Here is a 3,324-nt window from a genome sequence, read left to right as displayed (position 1 = left end):
GAGGAAGCGGGGGACCGGCTCTTCACATTCACCCGCCTCGATCCAACGCAATGGAAGTCCGCCAGGACCACCAACGCCATTGAGCGCCTCAACGAGGAGTTCCGCCGCCGCATCAAGACCCAGACCGGTCAGACCGACCGCCAGTGAGGTTGCATCGAAAAACCGCCACACCAGGTTTGCCGATCACTTCATGGATATAAACCGATCGGCCAAACCAAGGGTGCCATCGATAAAGAACCTCGCGCCGATCGATAACGTGGGTGTTCTGGTGTTCGGTTGTACAACACGGAGCGACCGCACAGCAGCTTGAAGTACCAGACACCGGAGGAGTTCGCGGCCGCGCGCCCCTTCGACAAAACGCAATGGGCGCAGCCGCTTGAGCTACGTGATGGCTCCGCGCCCGCGCCCATTGCTCACGCCGCCGAATGATGGCACACAAATGGAGAACAAGCTCGACTTACGAGTGGCCCTGAAAAAAGGGGCAGGTCAGCCGACCCGGCTCCTCGAAGTGCTCCAGGCCCGGCATTTCCGGGTCGTCGCCCCCCGCTCCGGGAAAGTCTTCGTTGAACAACTCGGGCCGCCCTGAACGACCCCGAACCACTTCACCACGCGACGCCCCGACAGAACCAGAGCCGCTCCGCTGAATCCTAAAGTTGCTACTTATGGATGTCCACGCCCCCTCCGCCCCCACTTTCCAGCCCTCTCGAGGACTCCCGGCGCCGGCCGTGGAGACGGAGTCAAGGAACCGGCTGATCCACGTCAGCCGGGCAGCCAAGCGGGCGAACGTGCTCGACGTGGTGGGCGAGCGCAGCGGTGACCTTCTTCAAATAGGGAGAGGGGAGACCTGTCGAGGTTCCGATACCAGACACCCGGTCTGAAGAAGACGCCGGCCGTCCCGGCTGCAGCGCAGGTCAAGAGGAAAACCGGGAACAGGCTCATGCATCCTTTCTGAAATGGTCAAACTTCAGGGTAACGCCGCATTGCATCGGTCTGAATGCGCTGGGTCAAAATCAGGCGAAAGAGAACCGGAACAACCGATACCGCGGACGGAACCGGGTCGTGTCTTGGAAGTGGTGGAAATTTGAAGGCGGCGTAATCTCCGGGTGAACTGACACCCACCCAACCGGCGGCTGCAACCGCCAAGTAGATCACGCCATGAACCAGATTACCGACACTTCCAGCTTTCCGCTACTGGCCCATGAGGCCGGGTTCGACCCGATCGAGGAGCGGCTGCGGGCCAGCGTCCGCACAACCATCGAGGCCGTTTTCGAAGAAGAACTGGCCGGCTTTCTCGGCCGGCTGCGCTACGGTCGAGGCGATGGTGCCGCGAAAGGCTATCGCCACGGGCACCGCGAACGGCAGCTCACCGGCACCTTCGGGACAGAAACGGTGCGGGTTCCGCGCGCCCGGATCGAGGGTGAGGACGGCAAGGTGGCGGAATGGCGGTCGAAGGCACTGCCCCGTTACCAGCGGCTGACGAAGAAGGCTGAGGCCCTGATCGCCGCGGTCTACCTCGCCGGCACCAACACGCGCCGGGTCAAGCGGGCGCTGTTCGGGCTGTTCGAGGGCGCCGTCAGCAAGGACGTCGTCAGCCGGGCCTGGCGCAAGGTCAAGGTGGACTGGGATGCCTGGTGCGCGCGCAGCCTGGCCGACGAGGACATCGTCCGTCTGATCCTCGACGGCACCGTGATCAAGACCCGGCTGGACCGGAAAGCGACGAACATTTCCGTGCTGGCTGCCATCGGCGTGCGCCGCGACGGCCAGAAGGTGTTGTTATCCATCAGGAATATGGGTGGCGAGAGTACGGCTGCCTGGCGCCAGTTTCTCGATGACCTCGATGCCCGAGGCCTGAAACGCCCCGAGTTCGTGATTGTCGATGGCGCCCCAGGCCTCGAAGCCGCACTGGTGGCGCTGTGGGGCGGGGACCTGCCGATCCAGCGCTGCACGGTTCACAAGCACCGCAACCTCCTGGCCCATGCGCCGAAGAACATGCAGGACGAGCTGACCGAGGACTACCGCGACATGATCTACGCCGACACCGCCGCCAAGATCGAGACGCGCCGCAAGGCCTTCCTGCGCAAGTGGCGCCTGAAGTGCCGGGCGGTGGCCGACAGCTTGGAGGAAGCCGGCGACCGGCTCTTCACCTTCACCCGCCTCGATCCGTCGCAATGGAAATCGGCCCGGACCACCAACGCCATCGAGCGCCTGAACGGGGAGTTCCGTCGCCGCATCAAGACCCAGACCGTGCTGCCCTGCGCAGAGACCGTGCCCATGCTGCTCTGGGCGCTGCTCGCCTCCGGCCAGATCCAGATGCGGAAGGTCGATGGTTGGGAGACCCTGTCTCAGCCTATCGAACCGATGCCTCTTGACCTCGCCGCCTGAAAAACGGAGCCTTCACATGCTCGGAGACCGCCGCCAGGGAATTTCCACACCATTCGCGACACGACCCGGAACCGGGTCTAAACGAGACATCGGAACTGAATAAGCGGATGACACCGGGTCATCACGACCGGAACGGATCACGCAACTACTGGGTGTCGCCGAATTTGATTTTCGACATTGATCTGATGCGGGTCTTGCATCATGCGGCCCCACTACTTACACTCTTCTTTCACAAACTTTTCACAAAATGGCGGTTCCGACCTCCATGAGACAGGAACACAATCGTTTCTTTTCAGTGCGTTACGGCGTGAGGGAAAACTTAGGTCCGTTCCCTACCGCCGGAGCCATAAAAAGCCCTCAGGTCGCGCAGACCTGAGGGCTTTTTTGGTGTCGGAGAGTTTGACGCCATAGCTCCATCCTTTTGATGAAAGCCTGCGCTTGGGGGGAGGCACTGCACCTACCTTAAGGGTGGCCAAGCAACCTGAGTTACAAACTGATTACCTCTGGCGGCTGGACTTCCAAATGTACAGATAATTCTTTCCTCTTTATTGGAAATCAAAACGTCTGTCTTTGGGTTTGAGCTCAAAAAGCATGGCGCAAGGGCAGTGCCCCACTGCACTCTCTTTCACATCTCGGAGGACGGCAAGGAACACAAAAAGCTGTCGCATTAAATGGACTAATTGATGGCCTCAAAGGCCACATCCACGGACACAAGGTTCGGACCGCAGAACGCGGACGTGGCGCTTCGCCATTCTGACCTCTAGCGCTCAACTGGAGACCAGAATGTAACTTAGAAGGCCAGCAGGTTCAGAAAAAAGGGGATGTCCCGGTTGATGTTGAAGTTTGCCTGAAGGGTGGCGTTGCTTTCCCTGAGCCGTAGGCTCGGGGTGATCAAACCGAAAGGAAAGCAACACCATGAAGAAGACTACGACATCGCAGGCG

Annotated in this window: 2 protein-coding genes and 1 pseudogene; all 3 read left to right on the top strand. The window is 60.5% G+C overall.

What is annotated here, in order from left to right:
* Positions 1-126, top strand: a pseudogene (locus AAFO90_RS24380) (transposase); the annotation flags it as partial.
* A 250-nt stretch (positions 127-376) separates the two neighbouring features.
* On the top strand, positions 377-586 hold the full coding sequence (locus AAFO90_RS24375; RefSeq protein ID WP_347511125.1) for a hypothetical protein: 210 nt from the start codon (positions 377-379) through the stop codon (positions 584-586).
* 569 nt (positions 587-1,155) lie between these two features.
* Positions 1,156-2,382, top strand: a complete 1,227-nt coding sequence (locus AAFO90_RS24370; protein WP_347511124.1) for an IS256 family transposase — start codon at positions 1,156-1,158, stop codon at positions 2,380-2,382.
* The last annotated feature ends 942 nt before the right edge of the window (positions 2,383-3,324 follow it).

Source organism: Phaeobacter sp. CAU 1743 (genome assembly GCF_039839315.1).
GTDB classification, from domain to species: domain Bacteria; phylum Pseudomonadota; class Alphaproteobacteria; order Rhodobacterales; family Rhodobacteraceae; genus Phycobacter; species Phycobacter gallaeciensis_A.
Note: the sequence above shows the minus strand (reverse complement) of the source record. Positions and strands in the feature narration are given on the sequence as shown.

Coding starts and splice junctions, on each gene's coding strand:
- AAFO90_RS24370 (WP_347511124.1), top strand. CDS start 1,156: ATGAACCAGATTACCGACACTTCCAGCTTTCCGCTACTGGCCCATGAG.